The 1237-nt window shown below is 41.3% G+C and carries 1 protein-coding gene; it reads right to left on the reverse strand.

Annotation, left to right across the window (positions count from 1 at the left end; translation table 11 throughout):
• Positions 1 to 8: 8 nt before the first annotated feature.
• Positions 9 to 1171, reverse strand: a protein-coding gene (locus AC27H3_RS18020; protein WP_487108104.1) for an IS3 family transposase whose coding sequence is annotated in 2 segments (ribosomal slippage) — positions 9 to 916 and positions 916 to 1171 — 1164 coding nt in all. Because the reading frame shifts where the segments join, the coding sequence is not laid out codon by codon here.
• Between the last annotated feature and the right edge of the window lie 66 nt (positions 1172 to 1237).

Genomic DNA, 1237 nt, shown 5'->3' on the forward strand with positions numbered 1-1237 from the left:
TGTAGTGGTCAACTAATTCCGGACATTAAATTAAGGTTTTCTTCTGCTTTAGCAGGAGAAAACCCGTTGTTATAACTATGTGGCCTACGCCAGTTATAGTAATTCATTAAATAAGTGCTTATATCCAGCTCTGCTTCTTTAATTGAATGATAGCCATTGGTTGGTACCCATTCTGATTTTAAACTTCTAAACACACGTTCCATCGGTGCATTGTCCCAACAGTTCCCGCGGCGACTCATACTCTGAGTTACTCTATAACGCCATAATCGTTGACGGAATTTTATGCTTCCATATTGGCTACCTTGATCAGAATGGAACATCAGCCCCTTAGGCTTTCCTCGCTGTTGGTAGGCTCTGTCTAATGCTGAGACTACAAGGTCAGCATCAGGTTTGTTCGATAGTGCCCAACCAACAACTCGTCTAGAGTATAAGTCGAGTACCACCGCAAGATACACCCAACGACTACCTGCCCAAATATAAGTGATATCCCCACACCAAACATGATTTGGCTGCGACACATTAAATTCTCGGTCCAATAGATTTGGAATGTCAGGTCGTTCAACGGTTGCTTTTTTATAAGCGTGCGAACCCGGCTGTTTACTGATTAAGTGCATATCTTTCATGATACGCCTAACTTTGAAGCGACCTATATTGAGTCCATCTTCACCAAGCATCACAACCAGGCTTCGGCTTCCGGCAGAGCTTCTGCTAAGTTTGAATAACTCATTTACCTTGGCTCGTAACTCTATCTCTTGCTTGTTAATAACTTTTTTAGATTGTTTAAAGTCATAAAAACTAGAACGCGGTACTTCAAAAACGTCGCAAATCAACTCTGTAGACTCATGCTCACTTAACTTATTGATTAACGTATATTGTTCATTTCGTCTGACATTAAGAGAGCTGTAGCCTTTTTTAAAATTGATTTTTCCCGCTCGAGGCGATTCACTCTGGCTTCTAGTTCTTGGATCTTTTGTTGCTCAGGTGTTAGCGCTTTGGACTTTGGTGTACTTCCACCACGTTCATCACTTAACTGCTGCACCCAACGTCTTAATGCTGTTTCACCAACACCAAGCGAACGAGCAGCTTCGGGAACACTATAACTTTGATCAAGCACCAAGCTTGCTGCTTCTAATTTAAATTCTTTTGTAAAAGTTCGACGTTTACTAGTCATGTGACACCTCATGTAAGTGGTAATAATACCACCTTAGATTGTGTCCGAGATCATTAAACCACTACA

The organism is Colwellia sp. NW0002-52-1 (genome assembly GCF_057550865.1).